This window comes from Thermoactinomyces intermedius, assembly GCF_013912365.1.
GTDB lineage: Bacteria > Bacillota > Bacilli > Thermoactinomycetales > Thermoactinomycetaceae > Thermoactinomyces > Thermoactinomyces intermedius.
This window is the reverse complement of record NZ_JACETT010000024.1, coordinates 36,745-53,872: the sequence shown is the minus strand read 5'-3', so window position 1 is coordinate 53,872 and position 17,128 is coordinate 36,745. Positions and strand designations below refer to the sequence as shown.

Annotated in this window: 23 protein-coding genes; 19 read left to right on the top strand and 4 right to left on the bottom strand. The window is 50.0% G+C overall.

Annotation, left to right across the window (positions count from 1 at the left end):
• The first annotated feature begins 195 nt into the window (after positions 1–195).
• The 5 genes from H1R82_RS06215 to H1R82_RS06195 all read left to right on the top strand — a co-directional run bounded on the left by H1R82_RS06215 (position 196) and on the right by H1R82_RS06195 (position 4,017).
• A complete protein-coding gene (locus H1R82_RS06215) occupies positions 196–1,686 on the top strand; it encodes a leucyl aminopeptidase (RefSeq protein ID WP_181730861.1) in 1,491 nt (496 codons plus the stop codon).
• Positions 1,687–1,774: 88 nt separating this feature from the next.
• Positions 1,775–2,512, top strand: coding sequence for a glycerophosphodiester phosphodiesterase (locus H1R82_RS06210; RefSeq protein ID WP_181730860.1), 738 nt, complete (start codon positions 1,775–1,777; stop codon positions 2,510–2,512).
• A gap of 65 nt (positions 2,513–2,577) precedes the next feature.
• Positions 2,578–3,408 (top strand): deoxyribonuclease IV, encoded by an 831-nt coding sequence (locus tag H1R82_RS06205; RefSeq protein ID WP_181730859.1) that lies wholly within the window; start codon positions 2,578–2,580, stop codon positions 3,406–3,408.
• Between the two features lie 15 nt (positions 3,409–3,423).
• Entirely contained in the window at positions 3,424–3,714 is a 291-nt protein-coding gene (locus H1R82_RS06200; RefSeq protein ID WP_181730858.1) for a YlaH-like family protein, read from the top strand.
• An 18-nt stretch (positions 3,715–3,732) separates the two neighbouring features.
• Positions 3,733–4,017, top strand: a complete 285-nt coding sequence (locus H1R82_RS06195; protein ID WP_181730857.1) for a hypothetical protein — start codon at positions 3,733–3,735, stop codon at positions 4,015–4,017.
• Here the strand turns inward: H1R82_RS06195 and H1R82_RS06190 are convergent.
• Positions 3,999–4,163 carry a DUF2197 domain-containing protein gene (locus H1R82_RS06190; RefSeq protein WP_082240649.1) on the bottom strand — a complete coding sequence of 55 codons (165 nt, stop codon included), beginning with the start codon at positions 4,161–4,163 and terminating at the stop codon, positions 3,999–4,001. The two genes, H1R82_RS06195 and H1R82_RS06190, sit on opposite strands and share 19 nt — an antisense overlap.
• 143 nt (positions 4,164–4,306) lie before the next feature.
• Positions 4,307–4,864 (bottom strand): YhcN/YlaJ family sporulation lipoprotein, encoded by a 558-nt coding sequence (locus tag H1R82_RS06185; RefSeq protein WP_181730856.1) that lies wholly within the window; start codon positions 4,862–4,864, stop codon positions 4,307–4,309.
• Between the two features lie 132 nt (positions 4,865–4,996).
• Between H1R82_RS06185 and H1R82_RS06180 the strand changes: the two genes are divergently transcribed.
• The 8 genes from H1R82_RS06180 to fabV all read left to right on the top strand — a co-directional run bounded on the left by H1R82_RS06180 (position 4,997) and on the right by fabV (position 11,150).
• On the top strand, positions 4,997–5,629 hold the full coding sequence (locus H1R82_RS06180; protein WP_181730855.1) for an MBL fold metallo-hydrolase: 633 nt from the start codon (positions 4,997–4,999) through the stop codon (positions 5,627–5,629).
• A 79-nt stretch (positions 5,630–5,708) separates the two neighbouring features.
• A complete protein-coding gene (locus H1R82_RS06175) occupies positions 5,709–6,281 on the top strand; it encodes a TlpA family protein disulfide reductase (RefSeq protein ID WP_181730854.1) in 573 nt (190 codons plus the stop codon).
• 16 nt (positions 6,282–6,297) lie between these two features.
• Positions 6,298–7,002: a cytochrome c biogenesis CcdA family protein gene (locus tag H1R82_RS06170; RefSeq protein WP_374189116.1), complete on the top strand. Its 705-nt coding sequence runs from the start codon at positions 6,298–6,300 to the stop codon at positions 7,000–7,002.
• A 36-nt stretch (positions 7,003–7,038) separates the two neighbouring features.
• Positions 7,039–7,572, top strand: coding sequence for a thiol-disulfide oxidoreductase ResA (resA, locus tag H1R82_RS06165; protein ID WP_181730852.1), 534 nt, complete (start codon positions 7,039–7,041; stop codon positions 7,570–7,572).
• 5 nt (positions 7,573–7,577) lie between these two features.
• The gene (locus H1R82_RS06160) at positions 7,578–7,895 is read left to right on the top strand and encodes a rhodanese-like domain-containing protein (protein ID WP_181730851.1); all 318 of its coding nucleotides are present in this window, start codon (positions 7,578–7,580) and stop codon (positions 7,893–7,895) included.
• Entirely contained in the window at positions 7,868–8,815 is a 948-nt protein-coding gene (cysK, locus tag H1R82_RS06155; RefSeq protein ID WP_181730850.1) for a cysteine synthase A, read from the top strand. Before H1R82_RS06160 ends, cysK begins: the two co-directional genes overlap by 28 nt.
• A gap of 12 nt (positions 8,816–8,827) precedes the next feature.
• Positions 8,828–9,922 carry a class I SAM-dependent methyltransferase gene (locus H1R82_RS06150; RefSeq protein WP_181730849.1) on the top strand — a complete coding sequence of 365 codons (1,095 nt, stop codon included), beginning with the start codon at positions 8,828–8,830 and terminating at the stop codon, positions 9,920–9,922.
• 28 nt (positions 9,923–9,950) lie between these two features.
• On the top strand, positions 9,951–11,150 hold the full coding sequence (fabV, locus tag H1R82_RS06145) for an enoyl-ACP reductase FabV (RefSeq protein ID WP_181730848.1): 1,200 nt from the start codon (positions 9,951–9,953) through the stop codon (positions 11,148–11,150).
• Between the two features lie 112 nt (positions 11,151–11,262).
• Here the strand turns inward: fabV and H1R82_RS06140 are convergent, their stop codons facing one another.
• Complete coding sequence (locus tag H1R82_RS06140; protein ID WP_037995005.1) at positions 11,263–11,487, bottom strand: DUF2626 family protein; 225 nt, start codon at positions 11,485–11,487, stop codon at positions 11,263–11,265.
• 114 nt (positions 11,488–11,601) lie between these two features.
• Between H1R82_RS06140 and H1R82_RS06135 the strand changes: the two genes are divergently transcribed.
• Positions 11,602–12,369 (top strand): enoyl-CoA hydratase/isomerase family protein, encoded by a 768-nt coding sequence (locus tag H1R82_RS06135; RefSeq protein WP_181730847.1) that lies wholly within the window; start codon positions 11,602–11,604, stop codon positions 12,367–12,369.
• Between the two features lie 182 nt (positions 12,370–12,551).
• Positions 12,552–13,154 carry an RsfA family transcriptional regulator gene (locus H1R82_RS06130; RefSeq protein ID WP_181730846.1) on the top strand — a complete coding sequence of 201 codons (603 nt, stop codon included), beginning with the start codon at positions 12,552–12,554 and terminating at the stop codon, positions 13,152–13,154.
• 58 nt (positions 13,155–13,212) lie between these two features.
• On the opposite strand, the gene H1R82_RS06125 is transcribed toward H1R82_RS06130, so the two are convergent.
• The gene (locus H1R82_RS06125; RefSeq protein ID WP_181730845.1) at positions 13,213–13,686 is read right to left on the bottom strand and encodes an N-acetyltransferase; all 474 of its coding nucleotides are present in this window, start codon (positions 13,684–13,686) and stop codon (positions 13,213–13,215) included.
• A gap of 167 nt (positions 13,687–13,853) precedes the next feature.
• Between H1R82_RS06125 and H1R82_RS06120 the strand changes: the two genes are divergently transcribed.
• Genes H1R82_RS06120 through H1R82_RS06105 form a run of 4 tightly spaced genes read left to right on the top strand, consistent with a single transcriptional unit; the run spans position 13,854 to position 17,123 of the window.
• Positions 13,854–15,185: an acetyl-CoA carboxylase biotin carboxylase subunit gene (locus H1R82_RS06120; RefSeq protein WP_181731208.1), complete on the top strand. Its 1,332-nt coding sequence runs from the start codon at positions 13,854–13,856 to the stop codon at positions 15,183–15,185.
• Between the two features lie 10 nt (positions 15,186–15,195).
• Entirely contained in the window at positions 15,196–15,408 is a 213-nt protein-coding gene (locus H1R82_RS06115) for an acetyl-CoA carboxylase biotin carboxyl carrier protein subunit (RefSeq protein ID WP_181730844.1), read from the top strand.
• Between the two features lie 28 nt (positions 15,409–15,436).
• Entirely contained in the window at positions 15,437–16,366 is a 930-nt protein-coding gene (locus H1R82_RS06110; RefSeq protein ID WP_181730843.1) for a hydroxymethylglutaryl-CoA lyase, read from the top strand.
• Positions 16,341–17,123: an enoyl-CoA hydratase gene (locus H1R82_RS06105; RefSeq protein ID WP_181730842.1), complete on the top strand. Its 783-nt coding sequence runs from the start codon at positions 16,341–16,343 to the stop codon at positions 17,121–17,123. The genes H1R82_RS06110 and H1R82_RS06105 overlap by 26 nt, the downstream gene beginning before the upstream one ends.
• Positions 17,124–17,128 lie beyond the last annotated feature (5 nt).

Genomic DNA, 17,128 nt, shown 5'->3' with positions numbered 1-17,128 from the left:
AAGCATATCTGTGGAATATATTCATATATCAATCCGCTTGATGCTTAGTTGTGTCTGTTATAAAACAATTTCGTCTATTTATCCAAGACAGGAAACGGGTCTGATTTTGTCGAAACTGTTACATGCAAGAATTTTTACAGAGATAATGCACTTTTAATTTAAGACATCCAGAATCCGATTTGAGGAGGCGTTGGAATGGAATGGAAATTGACGAGAGAACCGCTTGCTTCATTGTCTGCGGATGCGATTGTGGTTTTTCATTTTCAAAAGCGCGAATCCTTGTTGGGCGTCACCCGGGAAATCGATGAAGCACTCGGTTTTCGAATTTCCAATCTCATTTCGCTGGGGGAAATCACCGGAAAGTTCGGCGGGATTACGACTCTTCACAATTGGGGGAAAATTCCGTCCGGTCGTGTCTTTGTCGTCGGGTTGGGCAAAGAGGACAAACTGGATTTGCCGGCGTTTAAAGATGCCGTGGCGGCCGTGGCCCGCACCGCCAAAAAGAAAGGCATTGACAGTTTGGGAATCGGTTGTCCCTCCTTGGTCATTGAAAGATACAATCCGGTTGATGTCGTACAATCGGTTGTTGAAGGCATGGAATTGGGCACTTATGAGCATCACACCTATAAACAAGAGCAATCGAAAAAGAAAATCAACGCGGTTTGGATTTCTGACGCAACGCTCCGGGAACCAGCGTTTGAAGCCGGAAAACAACGCGGCCAAATCTTTTCCAGGGCCACCAATTACGCCCGTTATCTGGTGCATGAACCGAGCAACCGCATGACTCCGGACCAATTGGCCGACGAAGCAAGAAAAATCGCCGAAAAACGCAATTTGAAAGCCGAGATCATCACCAACGGCCGGTTGGAGGAGCTGGGGATGAGCGGGTTATTGAGTGTGGCGCAAGCCGGAGCCCATGATCCGTACATGCTTGTGCTGACGTATCAAGGTGAGCCGGACAGCCAGGAAATGCTGGGGCTGATTGGAAAAGGAATCACGTTCGACTCCGGAGGATTGCAAATTAAACCGGCACGCGGGATGGAGGAAATGAAAGACGACATGGCCGGGGCGGCGGCGGTCCTGGCGGCGATGGATGCCATCGGGGAATTGCAGCCGCACTGTAATGTATGCGCTGTCATTCCGGTGTGCGAAAACGGAGTGGGCACGAAAGCATACCGTCCCGGCGATGTGATTTCCACCTTCAGCGGCAAGACGGTTGAAATCCAACACACCGATGCGGAAGGCAGAGTGGTGTTGGCCGATGCGATCGCTTATGCAAAACGGCTGGGAGTGACCCGGATCGTTGACGTTGCAACGTTAACCGGGGCGATTCAAGTGGCGTTGGGTTATGAAGTGACCGGTTTGATGAGCAATGATGAAGAGTGGGCGGAGGAAGTGAAAGCAGCCGCACGCATCGCGGGGGAACGGGTATGGGAGCTTCCGTTGTACGAAGAATATGATGAATATCTGAAGAGCGATATTGCCGACTTGAAAAATGAAGGAGGTTTTCCGGCCGGAGCCATCCAGGGGGGCATGTTTTTAAAAGCTTTTGCCGGAGACACCCCGTTTGTCCATTTGGATATCGGCGGAACGGTGCAGGCCCCCAAAGAAAAAGGGATTTTTGTCAAAGGGGCAACCGGCGTGATGGCGCGCACGTTGATCCAACTTGCCGTCCGGTTGGGATGAGGGGATCTTTTTTTCCGGAGTGACAAGGAATGCCGAGGCAGCGTGTGGAAATCAACAGGAAAGAACGAAAGCATTGTGGGTGGAATCGGTGAGTTTGACCAAAGTGTTTGCCCACCGGGGCTTTTCGGGGGCGGCTCCGGAAAATACGTTGTCTGCCTTTGAAAAAGCCGTGGAAGCCAAGTCGGACGGCGTGGAGTTGGATGTGCATTTAAGCCGCGACGGGCATGTGATTGTGATGCATGATGAAACAGTGGACCGTACCACCGACGGAACCGGATGGATCAAAGACATGACGCTGGCAGAGCTGAAACAACTGGATAGCGGAAGTTGGTTTCATCCGTCCTTTCAAAACGAGCCTGTCCCCACATTGGGTGAAGTGCTGGAAAGGCTTGAGGGGGCTTTCGTTGAGATCAACATTGAGCTGAAAAACGGCATCATCCGGTATCCCGGATTGGAACAAAAAGTGATTGCGGAAGTGGAACGGTTTCAAGTGCAAGATCGGGTCATTCTCTCTTCCTTCCGGCATGATTCGCTGTTGGCTGTGAAACAAGCCCGTCCCGACATGCAAACCGGAGCGCTTTATGTCTGCGGGATGGTCGATCCTTGGGTGTATGCAAAGTATTTGGGGGTGGATGCGGTTCATCCGTACCATCGGGCTGTCACCGCTGAGATGATTGATGGTTGCCACCGGCATGGAATCCGGGTCCGCCCGTATACGGTGAATGAGGAAGAAGAGATGAAACGGTTGGTGGAGGCCGGGGCGGATGCAGTGATCACCAACGATCCGGACCGGATGAGAAAGTTGCTATCGTCAAAGAAAAAGTGATAAAATATGGACGTGAACGGCGCCTTTACCTCAGGCGCTTTTTGTCTTTACAGGAGGAGAAGTCCATGAAAATCGGTTGTCACATCAGCGTTGCCAAAGGATTTTACAAAGCTGCGCAAAAAGCCCGCGAATTGGGAGCGGATTCGTTTCAGGTGTTCACGAAAAATCCGCGTGGCTTACGCCCCAAAAAATTAAATCACACGGATGCCGAACGGGGAAGGCAATTTTGCGAAGAGCACGGCATTTCGTTGGTTTGCCATACACCTTATATCACCAATTTGTCCACCCCCAAACCGGATCTTCATGAAGTGACCATTCGTTCCATCAAAGAAGATTTGATGATTGCCGAAGCATACGGTGCCGTCGGAGCAGTGGTCCATTGCGGAAAACATGTGGGGGAAGGGGAAGCGTACGGCCGTGAAAGAATGGTGGAGACGCTGAACAAAATTTTGGCGGATTATGAAGGAAACACCAAGTTGCTACTGGAAAACACCGCCGGGCAAGGCAGCGAATTGGGTCTGACGATTCAGGAGCTTGTCGACATTCGGGAAGCCACCGATGCGCCGGAGAAAATCGGGTTCTGTTTTGACACATGTCACGGGTTTGCCGCCGGAATCTGGATGGAAGAAACTTTTTCAGACCTTGTGAACGAAATGGAAAAGACGAAGTATCTTGAAAATTTGGTGGCGATTCATTTTAATGACAGCAAAGCCCCGGCCGGAAGCCGGAAGGACCGGCATGAAAAAATAGGAAAAGGGGAAATCGGGGAAAAAGCCTTGTCCCTGTTTCTGAAAGAACCACGTTTTGAAGGATTGCCCGTGGTTCTGGAAACGCCGGTGGAGGATGAACAAGAATACAGTGAAGAGATGAAATATCTCCATCAATTGAAAGGATAAAAGGGGTGTAAGATGTTGGCATGGCTCAATAACTGGTTGAATTCTTTACCGATTTCAGGTATTTATCTCGTGATTTTGGTGTTAACGGCCATGATTTACAAAACGGCGTTTGCGGTCCGGCTGCCCGTGTTGAAAACGGTGCTGGTTTACATCACCTTGGCTGTCGGCTGTTGGCTGCTCGCCCTTTTTCATCTGATGGGACTGCCCATCGTTCCCGCACTGCTGGTCACGGTGGTGTTGATTGCAGTGACGCGGTTGCGGCTTTACCTGGTGCGAAAGAAAGAACAAGACGAAAAAATGGCGTGAACTCAGGGAGAGATGACCATGCAACTCAAAGATGCTCTGTTTAACTGGTTGCAAATCCAAGTGGTTCAGGATGCAAGGCCCAGTGATCGTTCTGCACGGGACACCGTGCAGTTTTTTGAAGAAATGCTGCGGGAAGATCACCGCGTGGAACATTTGGAAAAGAGAAAAGAAAAAGACCGGTATGTGGTTTGTTATCAGGTGGATGGAGAAGAAAGAGAGGAGATTTTTTCCAAAGACACGGCGGAACAATTGCTCCGCGACATCATGGCGGAACCAAAGTACAATCAAGTCTTTGAGGATTGATTTTTTTTTCTTTCCGTCACTTGTTTGGTGATTCGTTCGTGGCATTGCGGACAAATTTGAATCCGGTGCGGATGCTTTTTGATTTTTTTCTCCGTGAGCGGGTCCGGACGGAAAACCTGGTCACACAAAATGCAAATCACTTTCATGAGGCATCTTCCTTTAACAGATCAAATGGGCTATTTTCTAGTATACTACATTTATGAAAGCGGAAGGCAAGCAAGTTTGATCAATTGATTAATAAAAGAAAAAGAAGAAAAGCAAACATGGGAAAATCCCGATGTTTGCTTTTTTATTTCAGCCGCTGTTGATCTTCCTTCGAGGGGGGTTGTTCGTTTTTCTCGGTTTCCCTGGAAGGTTGCGGAACGATGCGGGCTGCGATTTCGGCCAGTTCTTCCATCACTCCTTGAACCGGACGGCCGTTTTGAAGATCTTCATTCAATTCCCGGATCCGCTGTGTGATGTCGGGGTCTGCGGTGACCAGCGCATTGGCTCCTTGCGGATCTTCTTTCAGGGCTTGGGCCACCGTATATTTGATGGTGCCGGTTCTTCCCCGGTCCAGGGTCGGATCCAAATCCACCCCGACAATGGTGTATTTACCAAGAACGATGGCGGAGGCCCCTTTGACGTTCGGGACGTTTTGAGCAATAGTTACCAGGCGGTTTGCAACGGCCTGGGATGACTGGTCTTTCTTTTCGTTCGGAGCGGTCTGCCGGACTTTCACGGTTTGCGGGGGCTGATTGGGCGAAGGCGATGCATTGTCCGCCGGCGGTTCATTTTTTTGCGAGCAAGCCGAAAGAATCAAGGCGATGCCGGCAAGACCGCTGATGGTTTTCAGAAGTGTGTTCATCCGATCCCACTTCCCTTCCGTATATTTGTGTTTATTTTGTCCGAAAACGGAACTTCCATGTACCGTTTTGCTGAAAAGCGCGTTTTCAGTGTAGAATGAGCATAAATGCGATGAATGAGATGGGGTGAGAAGATGAAGGTGGAATCTTTCGTTTTGGGGCCGGTGATGGTCAACACCTGGTTGCTTTATCTGCCGGATGAAAAACGCGGTGTGGTGATTGATCCGGGCATGGAGCCGGCACCGTTGGTTGAACGGATTCAGGAATTGGAACTCAAGATTGAAGCAGTGCTGTTGACGCACGCTCATTTTGACCATATTGGCGGGCTGGAAGAGGTTCGTTCATTGACCGGGGCTCCGGTCTATGTCCATGAGGCGGAAGCGGAGTGGCTGACCAATCCGGATTTAAACGGCTCTGCGTTTTTCGGGTTGCCGAAAGTGCAGGCCAAACCGGCGGATCATTTGCTGAAAGGCAAAGAGGTCCTGACTTTGCTCGGAAAATCATGGGAAGTGCTACATACACCGGGCCATTCGCCAGGCAGCGTGACTTATGTGGTCGATTCCCTTTTATTGAGCGGTGATGTCTTGTTTCAAGACTCCGTCGGGCGGACGGATTTGCCGGGAGGGGATCACGAGACCCTGATGCGCACCATTCATGACATCATCATGGAGTTTCCCGAAGAAACCCGTGTTTTGTGCGGACACGGCCCGGAAACCACGATCGGAAGGGAACAGATGCATAATCCGTTTGTAACCGGAATGCTGTGAAAAAAGGTTTAAAGAGTCCGGCCGTTGACATATACTTTGGACAACGAAGCAATGAGTCCATCATCAAAGGGGGTTTGCAATGAACAAGCGACAAGCCGTCATTGTTGCGGTTTTGGCTGCCGCGGTGGCAGGGGCCGTCTTCATGACTGTTGACAAACCAAAAGAAAATCCGGCTTCCGCGATGAACCGGGCGGTGTGCCAGGGAGAACCCAAACCGGTGCAAGGTTTTTGCGCGCCCAATTTTAAGCTGCCCACCTTATCCGGGGAAGAAGTGGAGTTGTATCAAAACGAGGGAAAACCGACCGTCGTGAATTTCTGGGCGACCTGGTGCCCTCCTTGCAAGGAGGAGATGCCCTATTTCCAAAAACTGCATGAAACATACGGCGAGAAGATCAATGTGATCATGGTGAATGAAACTGCGATGGAGCGTGATGAAAGCGATGTCAAACCTTATCTTGACAACCACCGGTACACGTTTCCGGTCGCCCTGGACCGGGGCCGGAACGGGACGGTGGTCGGTGTGGACCAATATCAATTGTTCAATATTCCCGCCACGTTTATCATCAATGAAAACGGCAAAATCACCCGGCACTTTATGGGAGGCGTTTCCGAAAAGCAGCTTTTCTCTGCGGTGCAAGAACTGATGCAATGAAATAGGGAGGGAAGAAATCATGGTTGAGCAAGTCAGCTGGTGGTTGGCTTTTGGAGCGGGGGTGCTTTCCTTTGTCTCTCCGTGCTCATTGCCGCTGTATCCGTCCTATCTTTCCTACATCACGGGAATTTCCGTCAACCAGCTGAAGGAAAAACGCCGGATGCAGGAGGTCATGTTGCATACCGTTTTTTTCCTCATCGGTTTTTCCATGATTTTTTATGCCATCGGATTCAGCGCGAGCTGGTTTGGTGCTTATTTTAAAGAATATCAAGATCTGATGCGGATGCTGGGGGCCGTTCTCATTGTGGCGATGGGTTTGTTTATGCTGGGGATTTTCCGACCCGCTTTTTTAATGCGTGAGTATAAATGGCAGGTGTCCAAAAAAAATGTCAGCTATTTGGGCTCGCTGGCCGTGGGGATCGGTTTTTCCGCCGGATGGACCCCCTGCATCGGCCCGATTTTTGCCGCCATCATTACGTTTACGACTTTGAATCCGGAAATGAGATTTGTCTATGTGACGGCTTATATTTTGGGATTTTCGATTCCATTTTTGCTGATGGCATTTTTCATGGGAAAAACCCGTTGGATTTTGCGGTATTCGGAAAAATTGATGAAGGCCGGAGGGGCCTTGATGATTTTGCTGGGGGTTTTGTTATATACTGATCAGATGACGGTTTTCACTGCCTGGCTGGCAAAAGTCACAGGTTTTCAAGGATTTTGATTTGAGGTACATTGAATTAGAAAGTCGGGTGAGGCCATGGACAAAAAAACGAGGTACTGGGTGCGGCGCATCTTGTTTCTTGTGATGGTGGTTTTAATTGGTTATGCTTTATATCAGGCCGTGACCCAGGATTCAAAAAGCGGATTGCAGGAAGGAGAACCGGCACCCAACTTTACCCTGACGACATTGGACGGGAAAACGGTGCAGCTGAGCGATTACAGGGGAAAAGCCGTTTTACTCAATTTCTGGGGGACATGGTGCGAACCCTGCCGCACGGAAATGCCCGCGCTGCAAAATGCTTATGAACAGTACAAAGACCAGGGGTTTGAGGTGTTGGCCGTCAATATTGCGGAAACCGATGTGGCTGTTTCTTCTTTTGTGGAGCAATATCAATTGAAATTTCCGGTTTTGTTGGACCGGAATCGTGAAGTCACTGAGCTTTACGGCATTGTTCCGATTCCGAGCTCTTTTTTCATTGACCAGGATGGAAAGATCCGCAAGATCGTGGAAGGGCCTTTGAACCTGGATCAACTTCGCATTCATATTTTACCCATTTTACCAAAGGAGTGACCGGTGTGAGAAAATATCAGGATATTGAAGCCAAAGAATTAAGCAAGGCTTTTGATCCGGAGCAATATGTGGTGGTAGATGTGCGCACGGATGAGGAATATCAGGAAGGGCATATCCCCGGGGCTGCCCATATTCCGTATGATGAAATGGAAAACCGTTTTCATGAATTGGAACATGCCAAAGACAAGCCGGTCTTGCTGGTTTGCCGGAGCGGACGGCGGAGTGTGATCGCGGCAGAGGTTTTGGCCCAAAAAGGATTTGAACAATTGTTTAATTTAAAAGGTGGAATGTTGGAATGGAACGGACCCGTCAGCAAAGAGTAAGCGTTGCGGAAAATATTTTGGAATTGGTGGGCCGGACCCCGCTGGTCAAATTGAACCGTCTGGTTCAACCGGACTGGGCGGATGTGTATGTGAAGCTGGAAAAATTTAATCCCGGCGGAAGTGTCAAAGACCGTACGGCGTTGAACTTGATCCTGGATGCGGAAAAACGGGGAGTATTAAAACCGGGGGCAACCATTATTGAGCCCACCAGCGGCAACACCGGGATTGGATTGGCACTGGTCGGTGCCGCGCGCAACTATGAAACCATTTTGGTCATGCCGGACAATATGAGCGAGGAACGGATTAAACTCTTAAAAGGCTACGGAGCCAAAGTGGTGTTGACACCGGGCAGGGAAAGAATGCCCGGGGCGATTAAGAAAGCGGAAGAACTGGCCAAAGAAATCCCGAATTCCTTTATGCCTTATCAGTTCCAAAACGAAGCCAATCCGGAAGTTCACCGCAACACGACCGGACCGGAAATTTTGGAGCAGATGGAAGGAAAGATCGATGCATTTGTGGCAACGGCCGGTACGGGAGGAACCATTACAGGAACCGGAGAATATTTAAAATCTCATTTGCCGGATTTATTTATTGCGGTGGTCGAACCCAAAAACTCCCCCGTTCTGGCGGGCGGCAAACCAGGACCGCACCAAATTCCGGGGACAAGCCCCGGGTTTATCCCGCCGGTTTTGAATCAGTCCATTTATGATGAAATTTTCCATGTCAGTGATGAAGACGCCATTGAAACCACCCGCAAGTTGGCCTGCCAAGAAGCCCTGCTGGTCGGCCCTTCATCAGGCGCGTCGGTGTGGACGGCTCTTCAAGTGGCGAAACGGTTGGGAAAAGGCAAGAGAGTGGTTTGCATGGCCCCGGATACCGGCGAACGGTACCTGAGCACCAATGTGTTTGATTTCTCATGAAGGGAGCTTGTCATGAGCGATACTCTTTTGGCCGGGTTGATTCAGGAAATTGAATCGACACGCCGTCGTGCCATCTCTTTTCCCCGGTTTATGGAACAGGCGTTGTATCATCCGGTATGGGGTTATTATGCAAAGGAACAGACCAAATTGGGGAAAAAGGGTGATTTTTTCACCAATGCGCACGTGGGTGACTTGTTTGGCAAGGTGCTCAGCCGGTTTTTTGCGGACTGGCTGAAAAGAAACCAAATCCGGTCCCGTTGGACGATTGTCGAATGGGGAGCCGGCGACGGCCGGATTGCCGGACAGTTTGCGCAAGGGTTGATGGAGCAGGGGTTTTCCCCGGAAGAGATTTCTTTTTACTTAATCGAAACCAGCCCGTATCATTGCCGTTTGCTGGAAGAACGCTTTTCTTCTTCCCCGGTCGGTTTTCAGATTGTCAGCCGCTTGAGCGACATTCCTGCACGGCCTTTCTCATTTATTTACAGCAACGAGCTGGTTGACGCTTTTCCGGTTCATCGGATAAAAAAAGAGCAGGGCGGATGGACCGAGGCGTTTGTGACCACCATGCACCGGAAGCCTTATTTGAAGGAAGAGTGGCTTCCTTTGTCGGAAGACAGTCCCGTCCGTCAACAAATGGAAAGTTGGCTGAGGAAATTAAAAGAAGGCCAAGAAACGGAAATTTGTTTGGCGGCGCGTGACTGGCTGCGGGAAATTGCAGGCTGGATGGAGCAAGGAGTGCTGGTCACCATTGACTATGGCGGGACCGGTGAACAATTGCTGCAAAAGGGAAAAACCATCCGCGCCTATCAAGCGCATCGGATTTGCCACGATTTATATTCGGATCCGGGGGAAAAGGATCTTACATATGACGTGAATTTTTCCCATTTGATCGAATGGGGCCGGGAGGCCGGGTTTACGGGGGAGCAGTTATGGTCCCAGTCCCGGTTTTTGATTCAGGCAGGCGTGTTCGACTGGCTGCCTGAAGTCCCCGGAAGGGATCCGTTTGGCAAGGATGCAAAGCGGGTTCGGGCCATCAAGCAGCTGATTCATCCCGAAACCATGGGCGAAGCATTCCAAGTGCTCATCCAGACCAAATCCACTGGCTGAAAAAAATGAAAATGAAAGAGGATGAAAGATGATCATTAAACCGAAATTTCGCGGCTTTATCTGCACAACGGCCCATCCGGTTGGTTGTGCGAAGCAAGTGCAAAACCAGATTGATTATGTCCAAAGCCGGCCCAAAATTGACGGGCCGAAAAAAGTGCTGGTCATCGGTTCTTCAACCGGTTACGGACTGGCTTCCAGAATTGTGGCGGCTTTTGGTTGCGGAGCCGACACCATCGGGGTGTTTTTTGAAAAACCCAGTGTGAAAAACCGGACGGCCACGGCAGGTTGGTACAACACGGCGGCTTTTGAGAAAGAAGCCCGTAAAGCCGGATTGGTGGCGGAAAGCATTAACGGGGATGCATTCAGCAAAGAGATCAAAGAACATACGATCAAAAAGATCAAAAACCGTTTGGGGGGCAAAGTGGACATGGTGGTTTACAGCCTGGCGGCTCCCCGGCGGGTTCATCCGGAAACGGGAGAGACTTTCCATTCCGTTTTGAAACCGATCGGAAAACCCTTTACCAACAAAGCGGTGGATTTTCACAGCGGTCACGTTTCCGAAATGACGATTGAACCGGCCACCGAAAAAGAGATTTATGACACCATTCAGGTCATGGGCGGGGAAGATTGGCAGATGTGGATGGATGCTTTGAAAGAAGCGGATGTGTTGGCAGAAGGCGTCACCACCATTGCCTATTCCTATATCGGTCCGGAACTGACTTTCCCCATTTACCGGGAAGGGACCGTCGGAAAAGCCAAAGACCATTTGGAAAAAACCGCTCATGAACTGGATGCAAAACTGAAAGACTTGGGCGGACGGGCGTTTGTGTCTGTCAACAAAGCCCTGGTGACGCAATCGAGTGCCGCGATTCCGATTGTTCCGCTTTACATTTCCATCTTGTACAAAGTGATGAAAGAAAAAGGGTTGCACGAAGACTGCATCATGCAAATGTACCGCCTCTTTTCGGAAAGACTTTACCGGAGCGGGGAAGTGCCCGTGGATGAAAAAGGGCGCATCCGGATTGATGATTTGGAAATGCAGCCGGAAGTGCAGCAAGCAGTGATGGAGCAGTGGAAGTTGATCGACAGCACCACGTTGGAAGAAATTTCGGATATTGAAGGGTATCGACACGATTTCTTCCAGCTGTTTGGTTTTGAAACAGAGGGCGTCGATTATGATCAGGAAGTCGATCCGGCCGTGAACATTCCGAGTATCGATGAAGCATGAAAAAGAGCCGTCAAAACAAGACGGCTCTTTTCTTTTGCTTTCCCACAAAGAAAAGAGCCGCCGGGATGAGGTTTTTTTAAAGTGAAAACGCTTTGCAATCTTTTCGTAAATATTACATCATGAAAGTGGCATACCCAACCATACCGATAAAGGAAATAAACATATAACCACCAAACAGATACATATATGTTTTTTCCGTGAAACGCATGTAACCCAATACCGTGAAGAGGATGGTTTGTGCGATGAAAAGGAAGGCCGGGATGTACATTTGTCCAGCCAGGAACATGAGGGCGATCGCAAAAGCCCAGAACCCGAGAACACGAAACATGCGGTCCATGGTCCCACTCCTTTCTATGTACCCTGATACGTTGAGATCTCAGAAGACGATGACAGATTTATTATACCCTCAGTGTCATGCGGCTATCAAGCAAAGAAGAAAGGATGTTCCATGATGGAGACAATGCAAGTGAAAAAAACGGGGAAAACCGGATGGATCCGTTTTCACCGGCCGGAAGTCCGGAATGCAGTGAATCTGAAGATGATGGAAGAGTTGGAGTCCGTATGGAATGAATGGGAAAAGGATGAACAATTGCAGGCGGTTGTGTTTTACGGTGATGAGAAAGCCTTTTTGTCCGGTGGCGATGTGGGGGAATTTCACCAAATGACCAAAACGGAAGAAATCCGGCCTGTCATGTTGCGGATGGGAAAATTATTGGAACGGATTTATCAGTCGCGTTTGCTTTCGATTGCGGCAGTGGAGGGTCCTGCCGTGGGAGGCGGGTGTGAGTTTGCCGCCAGTTGTGACCTTTGTGTGGCTTCGGATTCGGCCCGGTTCGGGATGATCCAGGTGAATTTGCATATTACTTCCGGGTGGGGAGGCGCCAGCCGGTTGATGAAAAAAATCGGACCGGGACGGGCCTTGCCGGTTTTACTGTCCGGAAAAGTGATGGGGGCAATAGATGCTTTGGAGACGGGACTGGCCGATCAGGTATGGGAGCGTGACCGGTTTTGGGATGAAGTCAAGCGGTTTGTGGGTTCCCTGGTAAAAAGTTCCCCGGAAGTCACTGCCCGTTATAAATTGCTTGCCAAAGCGGTCCGGGAAGGTAAAGACACGGCCGAGCTTTTGCATCAAGAGGCGGAAAATTGTGCCGCTTTGTGGGAAAGCGAGAGTCACCATCAGGCGGTTTCCGCGTTTTTAAAGCGCACCCGCACGAAATGAGCAAGAGAAAACCGTACCTTGGATTTCTTTGATTTTCGCCAGCACGGGGGTATACTTCTACATCCGGATGGTAATAAAAATTAGTAGATCCATATACTATGATTTATATCAATTGCATATAGTAAGGATAAGGAAGTTGACCTTGTGTGAGAGGGGCTTAAGAGGGATAGGAGGTACGGTTTATGGCAGTGAAACGCCAGGATGCTTGGACTCCTGATGATGACATGATTTTGGCGGAAGTGACTTTAAGGCATATCCGGGAAGGAGGAACACAATTATCCGCATTTGAAGAAGTGGCCGAGAAGTTGGGCAGAACCCCGGCTGCCTGCGGATTCCGCTGGAACAGCACGGTGCGCAAAAAGTACGAATCCGCCATTCAAATCGCCAAGCAACAGCGGCAAAAGAAATTGCAGGAACGGGGCAAAACCGGTTACCGTTTCCGGCCGGATTCTTTGTCTTCCGAAAACATGGTCCAGTCCATTGATAAGATCATCCGCTTTTTGCGTCAATATAAAACAGAAGTGAGTGAACTGCAAAGGCAACAGCAACAATTGGAAAAGGAATTGAAGGAACGGGAAAACCAGATCCGGAAGTTGGAAAAAGAAAACCAAGAGATGAAAGAACAACTGAATGATGTAAAGAGCGATTACCGTCTTGTCAATGACGATTACCGCACCCTGGTTCAAATCATGGAGAGAGCCCGCAAGCTGGCGATCCAAGAGGAAGGGAATTTGCAAGACAAGAGCCGGTTGGGGGAAGAATCCCTGGAGCAAATCGACAAGTAAAAAAAGACCCGCATATTGAAACATGTGGGTCTTTCCGTTTATGGGTGTGAAAATTCCCTCATTCTTTTAAAGCGACCCCTTCCGGCAACCAAACATAGGGGCTTTCGCCGCGGTCGCGTTCCGGAAGGTATTTGACAGGGGTGAAGCCCATTTTTTTCCAAAACTCATCCGTCCGGCAACGGGCATTGGTTTTGACCGGCAATCCCAAACTTTTGGCGTAAGAGACCAGCGCTTTTCCCATGCCTTGCCCGCGAAACGGGGGCAACACTTCCAACTTCCAAATCTCATAATAATCCTGGGCGGGTGAAAAATAGCGGTCATATTTGGCGTCCACCCGGTATAAGCTGATTCTGGCCGCCAGCTTTCCATCTTGGTATATGCCGTAAAAAGGGGATTGGCTGTTGTTTTCCACCATATTTTCTTGCAGATCTTCCAACATGGATAATTCCGGAAGTCCGAACTCATGAAATTGTTGGAATTCCTCAAATGTTTTATAATTAATTTTTAATCTTTCGACTTTTAAAGCATTCATGGTTCCTGCCCCCTGAATTTTTAAGATTTTTATCCTTGTTTCCCCTATTTTACCACAAAACTTTGATTCATTTGAGAAGGAGTAAAAAACGTTTTTGTAGAACAATTTAAAATATAACCATTATTAATGATTATATTTATTTTAGAAAAAAGAGGTGAATTATGTCGATAAAAAAGGTGCTTATTGCAAACCGGGGAGAAATTGCCTGTCGCATCATCCGGACGTGCCGGGAAAAAGGGTTAAAAACCGTGGCGGTCTATTCCGAAGCCGATCAGGAAATGCCGTTTGTTAAGATGGCGGATGAAGCCGTCTGCATCGGCCCGCCCCCGGTTCCCAAAAGTTATCTGAATAAGGAAGCGCTTTTGGATGCCGCTTTTGAAACCAAGGCGGATGCGATTCATCCGGGTTACGGTTTTTTATCGGAAAATGCGGTGTTTGCCGAAAAAGTGCAAGCCAACGGGCTGATTTGGATCGGATCGGATCCTTCCGTCATTTCGCGGATGGGCGATAAAGTCGTGGCCAGACAAACCATGAAAAAAGCGGGGATTCCGGTCATTCCGGGATCCGACGGTTTGTCCCGGCCGGAAGATGCCGTCGCCGTGGCCGGGGAAATGGGTTATCCGGTTCTGGTCAAAGCAAGCGCCGGCGGGGGCGGAATCGGGATGCAGGTTTGTTTGAACGAGGATGAGCTGAAAAAGCATTTTCAGCCGCTGAAAAACCGGGCCAAGGCTTATTTTGGCCATGACGGTTTGTTTATCGAGAAAGTGATCTCTCCTGCCAGGCACGTCGAAGTCCAAATTGCCGCAGATCAACACGGGAACGTGGTTCATTTGTTTGAAAGAGAGTGCTCGGTGCAAAGACGGAATCAAAAGGTGATTGAAGAGGGATTATCGCCGTCCATTTATGAATCCACCCGGGAAAAATTGAGAAAAGCGGCGGTGGAGGCAGCCAAAGCGGCACAATTTACCGGAGTGGGCACGGTTGAATTTTTGGTGGATGCAACCGAACAATTTTATTTTTTGGAAATGAACACGCGCTTGCAGGTGGAACATCCCGTCACGGAAGCCATCACCGGCGTTGATTTGGTGGACTGGCAAATCTGTCTGGCGGAAGGAAAGCCCTTGCCGCTGAAGCAGGAGGAAATTTCGGGCCGGGGCCATGCCATGGAGTTTCGCATCTATGCTGAGGATCCGGAGCGTTTTTTGCCTTCGCCCGGAAAAGTGACCCAACTCTCTTTTCCCGAAGGAGAAGGCGTGCGTGTGGATACGGGGATTCAGGAAGGAAATGTGGTTTCGCCCTTTTATGATCCCATGATTGCCAAGTTGATTGTAAGCGGTTGCAACCGGGCGGAAGTGTTGAAAAAAGCCGGAGAAGCCTTGCAAAAGTGCAAGGTGGAGGGGATCAAAACCAATCTTCCGCTCTTAAAAAGTGTGTTGGAGAGCGAACCGTTTCAGCAAGGGAGTTATGATACGAAATTAATCCAAAACATTTTAAAATGAGGTGAGACAAATGGCCAAAGTGGAAGCGACCATGGCCGGAACTGTCATGCAAGTGTTGGTGGCTGTGGGGGACAAAGTGGATGCCGGACAGGATGTGGTGATTTTGGAATCAATGAAAATGGAAGTGCCGGTACAGTCGGAATATTCAGGCGTCGTCAAAGAAATCAAGGTGGAAACCGGTTCGTTTGTCAGTGACGGAGATGTTTTGATCGAGCTTTCATAAAACTCTGATCCGAGGTGGCGTAATCCAAGTGGATGTCAAAATTGTGGAAGTCGGATTGAGGGACGGGTTGCAAAACGAGCCCGTCACGTTGGCGACCGAAGTGAAGAAAGAGCTTATCGAGCGCTTGTTTCAATCGGGGATCAAGCATCTGGAAGTGACTTCGTTTGTCCATCCCAAATGGATTCCCCAATTGTCCGATGCCGATCGGTTGGCTGCCGGTCTTCCCCGTTTGCCGGTGACCTATCGAGCGCTCGTTCCGAATCTGCGGGGGTTGAAGCGGGCCCTTGACACCCGCATCGATGAGTATGCCGTGTTTTTGTCCGCGAGCGAAAGCCATAATCGGAAAAATATCAACAAAAGCATCCGGGATACGATTCCGGTTTTAAGGGAAGTGGTTCAACTCGCACACCAACACGGAAAGAGGGTGCGGGGGTATGTTTCCACCGTCTTCGGTTGTCCGTATGAAGGGAATGTCCCGGTCCAAAACGTGGTCCGCATTTGTGAGCAACTTCTGGATATGGGGGTTTATGAAATTTCATTAGGCGATACGATCGGGGTTGCCGCGCCGCTTGAAGTGAAACATCGTCTGAAAGACATTATGTCAGCAGTTCCCGCATCAAAACTGGCCGGTCACTTCCATGACACCCGCGGGACCGGATTGGCCAATGCCTATGTTTGTCTGGAAGCAGGCATTTATACCCTGGATACTTCCTTCGGCGGCTTGGGCGGTTGTCCGTACGCACCGGGGGCGGCGGGGAATCTGGCCACTGAAGACCTGGTTTACATGCTGAACCGGCAAGGCATCGACACGGGAATCGATCTGGACCGGCTGTGCGAAACCAGCCTGTATGTGCAAAAACATTTGGGAAAACCGTTGCCTTCCAAAATGTTGCAAAGTTATGCGGCCAAGAAAAAAGAATGCGGGGGAGGGAATGAAGATGGCACCGGTGGTCACTGAGTGGAAAGAGCATACGGCCATTGTCACGATCAACCGACCTGAAGTCCACAATGCCCTGAATTTGCCGGCGCTTCAGGCATTGCAGTCGGCGATGGAAGCGTTGACCGATGATCCGAAGGCCCTGGCCGTGATCATTACCGGAGCCGGGGAGAAAGCTTTTTGCGCGGGAGCCGATCTCAAAGAGCGCCGCACGATGGATGACAGTCAGGTTCGCCGTTTTATCCGGTTGATTCGGGATACTTTCACCCGCATCGAGCAAATGCCGCAGCCCGTCATTGCCGCCATCAACGGGTTCGCTTTCGGGGGTGGGACGGAACTGGCTTTGGCCTGTGATATCCGGATTGCCGAACAACATGCGGTGATGGGGCTGACGGAAACGTCGCTCGGGATCATTCCGGGAGCAGGGGGGACACAGCGCCTCCCCCGGTTGATCGGTAAAGCGAAGGCAAAGGAATGGATTTTCACGGCACAAAAAATCACTGCATCCGAAGCGGAAAAATGGGGGCTGGTCAATGAGGTGACGGAGACAGGAAGAGCGTTGGAGACGGCTTGCCGGTTGGCCGGACGGATCGGGGAAAATGCACCACTTGCAGTCCGTCAGGCCAAGTTGGCCATCGATCGCGGGTTGGAGACCGATCTCATGACCGGGCTGGCACTGGAAACTTCGGCTTATGAAACGCTGATTCCGACAAAAGACCGGCAGGAAGGGCTCAAAGCATTCGCAGAAAAAAGAAAACCCCGCTATACCGGGGAATAAACCGG

Excerpts from the sequence above, each read along its gene's own strand:
- H1R82_RS06215 (WP_181730861.1), top strand. The coding sequence starts at position 196 with ATGGAATGGAAATTGACGAGAGAACCGCTTGCTTCATTGTCTGCGGAT.
- H1R82_RS06205 (WP_181730859.1), top strand. The coding sequence starts at position 2,578 with ATGAAAATCGGTTGTCACATCAGCGTTGCCAAAGGATTTTACAAAGCT.
- H1R82_RS06195 (WP_181730857.1), top strand. The coding sequence starts at position 3,733 with ATGCAACTCAAAGATGCTCTGTTTAACTGGTTGCAAATCCAAGTGGTT.
- H1R82_RS06190 (WP_082240649.1), bottom strand. The coding sequence starts at position 4,163 with ATGAAAGTGATTTGCATTTTGTGTGACCAGGTTTTCCGTCCGGACCCG.
- H1R82_RS06185 (WP_181730856.1), bottom strand. The coding sequence starts at position 4,864 with ATGAACACACTTCTGAAAACCATCAGCGGTCTTGCCGGCATCGCCTTG.
- H1R82_RS06180 (WP_181730855.1), top strand. The coding sequence starts at position 4,997 with ATGAAGGTGGAATCTTTCGTTTTGGGGCCGGTGATGGTCAACACCTGG.
- H1R82_RS06175 (WP_181730854.1), top strand. The coding sequence starts at position 5,709 with ATGAACAAGCGACAAGCCGTCATTGTTGCGGTTTTGGCTGCCGCGGTG.
- resA (WP_181730852.1), top strand. The coding sequence starts at position 7,039 with ATGGACAAAAAAACGAGGTACTGGGTGCGGCGCATCTTGTTTCTTGTG.
- cysK (WP_181730850.1), top strand. The coding sequence starts at position 7,868 with ATGGAACGGACCCGTCAGCAAAGAGTAAGCGTTGCGGAAAATATTTTG.
- H1R82_RS06150 (WP_181730849.1), top strand. The coding sequence starts at position 8,828 with ATGAGCGATACTCTTTTGGCCGGGTTGATTCAGGAAATTGAATCGACA.
- fabV (WP_181730848.1), top strand. The coding sequence starts at position 9,951 with ATGATCATTAAACCGAAATTTCGCGGCTTTATCTGCACAACGGCCCAT.
- H1R82_RS06140 (WP_037995005.1), bottom strand. The coding sequence starts at position 11,487 with ATGGACCGCATGTTTCGTGTTCTCGGGTTCTGGGCTTTTGCGATCGCC.
- H1R82_RS06135 (WP_181730847.1), top strand. The coding sequence starts at position 11,602 with ATGGAGACAATGCAAGTGAAAAAAACGGGGAAAACCGGATGGATCCGT.
- H1R82_RS06130 (WP_181730846.1), top strand. The coding sequence starts at position 12,552 with ATGGCAGTGAAACGCCAGGATGCTTGGACTCCTGATGATGACATGATT.
- H1R82_RS06125 (WP_181730845.1), bottom strand. The coding sequence starts at position 13,686 with ATGAATGCTTTAAAAGTCGAAAGATTAAAAATTAATTATAAAACATTT.
- H1R82_RS06115 (WP_181730844.1), top strand. The coding sequence starts at position 15,196 with ATGGCCAAAGTGGAAGCGACCATGGCCGGAACTGTCATGCAAGTGTTG.
- H1R82_RS06105 (WP_181730842.1), top strand. The coding sequence starts at position 16,341 with ATGAAGATGGCACCGGTGGTCACTGAGTGGAAAGAGCATACGGCCATT.